At 61.1% G+C, this 4,145-nt stretch carries 4 protein-coding genes; all 4 read left to right on the top strand.

Annotated elements, in window-relative coordinates; translation table 11 throughout:
- Window positions 1–106: 106 nt before the first annotated feature.
- From AC5RU7_RS20890 to AC5RU7_RS20875, 4 genes are read left to right on the top strand one after another with little or no spacing between them, the layout of a single operon-like run.
- Window positions 107–1,051 (top strand): ABC transporter permease, encoded by a 945-nt coding sequence (locus AC5RU7_RS20890; protein WP_494053857.1) that lies wholly within the window; start codon window positions 107–109, stop codon window positions 1,049–1,051.
- Entirely contained in the window at window positions 1,048–1,965 is a 918-nt protein-coding gene (locus AC5RU7_RS20885) for an ABC transporter permease (RefSeq protein WP_494053856.1), read from the top strand. Before AC5RU7_RS20890 ends, AC5RU7_RS20885 begins: the two co-directional genes overlap by 4 nt.
- Window positions 1,966–2,014: 49 nt before the next feature.
- Window positions 2,015–3,022, top strand: coding sequence for an ABC transporter ATP-binding protein (locus AC5RU7_RS20880; RefSeq protein WP_494053855.1), 1,008 nt, complete (start codon window positions 2,015–2,017; stop codon window positions 3,020–3,022).
- Entirely contained in the window at window positions 3,022–4,047 is a 1,026-nt protein-coding gene (locus tag AC5RU7_RS20875; RefSeq protein WP_494053854.1) for an ABC transporter ATP-binding protein, read from the top strand. Before AC5RU7_RS20880 ends, AC5RU7_RS20875 begins: the two co-directional genes overlap by 1 nt.
- The last annotated feature ends 98 nt before the right edge of the window (window positions 4,048–4,145 follow it).

Raw genomic sequence — 4,145 nt, 5'->3', positions numbered from 1 at the left:
CACCTGAGCGGCAGGAGAAAATTGATGGTTCATCTGGACGGCGGCGTTGCTGCTCAGTGTGTGCGGGGCGATCGAGGTTGCTGTGCGGTCTCGGTGGGGGTCAGTGGTGGTTAGGTTTATTCTTGCGCGTCTTTTGACGACGTTGCCGGTGTTGTTGATTGTGACGTTCGTGGTGTTCAGTCTCACGTTGCTGATTCCTGGTGATCCTGCGGTGACCATTGCCGGTCCGGATGCCACGGCGGAGCAAATTGAGGCGATCCGGGAGCGGTTGGGTTTGAATCAGCCGGTGATTGTGCAGTACGGCAATTGGTTGTTGAGTGCTCTTCAGGGTGATTTGGGGACCTCGTTGTTCACGAGCCGTTCGGTGGCGCAGAGCATCAGTGCGAGTCTGCCGGTGACGCTTGCGTTGACGTTTTCGGCGATTCTGGTGTCATTGGTTATCGCGGTTCCGTTTGCAATTGCATCGGCGTTGCGGCAGGGCACGTGGATCGAGCGGCTTGCTGGTTTCGGTTCGTCTTTGGGTGTCGCGTTGCCGTCTTTTTGGTTGGGCATGATGCTTGTCCTGATTTTCTCGATCTCGCTGGCTTGGCTGCCGGCTACGGGTTATGTGCCGTTCTCCAAGGATCCTGGTCTGTGGGCGGTCCATTTGATCTTGCCGTCTCTCACGCTCGGTGCCGCCGCCGCTGCGGAGAGCACGCGGCAGTTGCGCGGTTCGATCATCGACGTGATGAAGCAGGACTACATTCGCACGGCTCGTGCGAAGGGTCTGCGCGGTCGGGTGATCCTTGGCAAGCACGTGATGAAGAACGCGGCGGTGCCGCTTGTGACCGTCCTGGGGGTGCAGGTCACGTTCATGCTTGGTGGGGCGGTGCTCGTGGAGCAGGTGTTTGGGATCCCGGGCATGGGCATGGTCGCCGTTAACGCTGTTGTGCAGCGTGATATCCCCGTCATCCAGGGCATTGTCCTGGTCGCCGTTGTCGTGGCCCTTGTCATCAATCTCGTGGTTGATCTGGTCTACGGCTATCTGAACCCGAAGGTGCGTCCCAGATGAGCAATGCAACTAAAGTCACCGGCGCGACGACGACCAACGTCGTTGCAGCGGGGAAGACGATCCCGGCCGGGCGCGTGAGGAGCGATTTCCTTCGCCGTGTTCTGGGAGACCGGGCTGCCCTGGTTTCATTGACCGTGCTTTTGCTGGTGGTTGTCCTGGCGGTTCTGGCGCCCTTTATCACCCCGCACGACCCTATCGTGCAGGATTTGAAGTCCGTTCTGCTGCCGCCGGGCACGGACGGGCATCTCCTCGGGACGGATCAGCTCGGACGAGACGTCCTGTCCCGGCTGATGATAGGGACGACCACGAGCATGCTCGCGGTCGTGCTCGCTCTCGCGGTCGCGCTGGCGATCGGTCTGCCCATCGGCTTCGCTTCCGGTTACTTCGGCGGCAAGGTGGACACGATCATGATGCGGTTGATGGACGCGGCGATGAGCTTCCCGCCGTTGCTGTTGGCCATCGCCCTGGTCGGTATCCTCGGCCCGAACCTTGTGAATGCGATGATCGCGGTCGGCATCCTGATGTCGCCACGGTTCGCGCGGCTCATGCGCGGGGTGGTCATGGGCATCAAGGAAGAGACCTTCATCGAAGCGGCTCGAAGCATTGGCACCCCGACATGGCGCATTATCGTGCGTCATATCGTTCCGAACGCGATGTCACCTCTGACGGTTGCGATCGCTGTGACCTCTGGTGCTGCGATGCTGTCAGAGGCTGGCTTGAGCTTCCTCGGTTTGGGTGTGCAACCGCCGGACGCTTCGTGGGGAACGATGATCCGCGATGGCTTCCTCTACTTCCGTCGGGCACCGGGGCTCGGTATTTTTCCCGGCATCATGATTTCCCTGACCGTGTTTACTTTCATGACCCTCGGGGACGGTCTGCGAGATGCGCTTGGACGTGAGGAACGCAAGGAATGACGAACCGCGCTGTTGATGTCTTGCCCGTCCCTTACCACCGGGAGTGTTCATGAGTGTGATTGAAACCAAGCAGGATGTGCTTCTCGAAGTTGAGGACCTCCACGTCCAGGTCCTGACGGCAGAAGGCTGGCAGGTCGTTGTCGATGGCGTGAGCTTCTCGTTGCGCCGTGGCGAGACCTTGGGGCTGGTCGGTGAGTCAGGGAGCGGCAAGAGCGTTTCCTGTTTGTCGATTGCAAACCTTATGCCCAAGCGTCAGACGCGGGTATCGGCGTCGCGGCTTTTGTTGGACGGAGAGAACATTGCCGGCCTCGACGACGGCGCGATGTCGGATTATCTTGGCAACAAGATCGCGATGATCTTCCAGGAACCGATGACCAGTCTGAATCCTGCGTTCACCGTCGGGGACCAGATTGGTGAGCCGTTGCGGCGGCACCGGGGCCTTTCGAAGAAGGAAGCCCGTCTTGAGGCGATCGAGTTGCTGCGCCGCGTCGGTGTTCCTGTCCCGGAGCGCCGGGTGGACCAGTATCCGTTCGAGTTCTCCGGCGGCATGCGCCAGCGCGTGATGATCGCGATGGCATTGTCCTGCGACCCGGACGTGCTGATCGCCGACGAGCCGACGACGGCGCTGGACGTCACTGTCCAGGCGCAAATCCTTGATCTGCTCAAGGACCTGCAGGAAGAACGTGGAATCTCGATCATCTTCATCACTCACGACCTGGGCGTGGTGGCTGACATCTGTGACCGCGTCATGGTCATGTACGCAGGGCAGATCGTCGAAGGTTCTGAATCGCTCGAAGTTTTCGAGCACCCACGGCACCCGTATCAGGAGGGCCTGATCGAGGCAATGCCGCGTCTGGATAACAAAGGAGAGCTGAAGACCATCCCCGGTTCGCCTCCTCGCGTGGGCAAGTTTCCGGATGGATGTCGATTCCATCCGCGTTGCCAGTATGCGATCGATGCGTGCCGTTCGGGCACGTTGATCCTCAATGAGGTGGACCCGGGCCACACTTCGCGCTGCATCCGAGCACATGAGCTCGTCTTGAAAGGGATCGACTGATGACGTCACAGCCCGTACCATTGCTGTCCGTACGCGACCTGGAGGTGACATTCAAGGGGCGTCGAAAGCTGCTGAGCAAGGGGCCCGCAGCCACCGTTCGTGCTGTTGATGGTGTCAGCTTCGAGGTGTACCCGGGGGAGACCCTGAGCCTGGTGGGCGAGTCTGGCTGCGGCAAATCGACGACGGCGCGCGGGGTGATGCGGCTGGTGCAACCGGCGGCTGGACAGGTCACCCTGGACGGCCATGAGATCATGTCTTTGAAGGGCAACGCGCTTCGTACTGCCCGGCAGAAAATGCAGATGGTCTTTCAGGACCCCTACTCATCGCTGGACCCGTCCATGCTCATCGGGGCAGCCATTGCAGAACCGCTGGATGCCCACACGAAGATGAGCCGTTCGGAAAAGGCCGACCGGGTGGCCGAGGTGCTCACCCAGGTCGGTATGGACCCGGACTACGCGAACCGCTACCCGCACGAGTTCTCAGGCGGCCAGCGGCAGCGTCTGACCATTGCCCGGGCGATATCTGTCAACCCGAAGCTGTTGATCCTTGACGAGGCCGTCAGTGCCCTGGATGTCTCGACGCAGAATCAGATACTTGAGCTCCTGGAGAAGCTGAAGGCCGAGCTGGGGCTTGCCTACCTGTTCATCGCTCACGACTTGTCGGTCGTTCGGCACATTTCCGACCGCGTCGCCGTGATGTACATGGGGCGCATTGTCGAGTACGGGACTGTCGATGCTGTGTTCGAGAACCCGTCGCACCCATACACGCGCGCGCTCCGTTCGGCCGTTCCAATCCCATCACCGCGGGTACAGCGTCATCGTCCGCGTTTGGTATTAAAGGGCGACCCGCCAGACCCTGCCAACTTGCCGCAGGGGTGCCGGTTCGCCGGGCGGTGCCCGGCCGTGATGGACATCTGCCGAAAAGTGGACCCGCCAGCATTTCCCACACCCGCCGGCGCGGTCGCCGCGTGTCACTTGCTGGACCCGGCAGCCGAACCAGAGCGGCGTGTCGCGACCACTGTCTGACCCCGACACGCGCGCCACGCAGCTACCAACCGCTCTTGCCCTGACCCAGGAAGAAAAATGAGATTCGCGAACATCGCAGGACGCGCCCACCTCCACCT

The sequence above is a fragment of the Arthrobacter sp. K410C genome (assembly GCF_059090105.1).
Note: the sequence above shows the minus strand (reverse complement) of the source record. Positions and strands in the feature narration are given on the sequence as shown.

Bases quoted from the DNA above. Each gene is read 5' to 3' on its own strand.
- AC5RU7_RS20885 (WP_494053856.1), top strand. From the start codon at position 1,048: ATGAGCAATGCAACTAAAGTCACCGGCGCGACGACGACCAACGTCGTT.
- AC5RU7_RS20875 (WP_494053854.1), top strand. From the start codon at position 3,022: ATGACGTCACAGCCCGTACCATTGCTGTCCGTACGCGACCTGGAGGTG.
- AC5RU7_RS20880 (WP_494053855.1), top strand. From the start codon at position 2,015: ATGAGTGTGATTGAAACCAAGCAGGATGTGCTTCTCGAAGTTGAGGAC.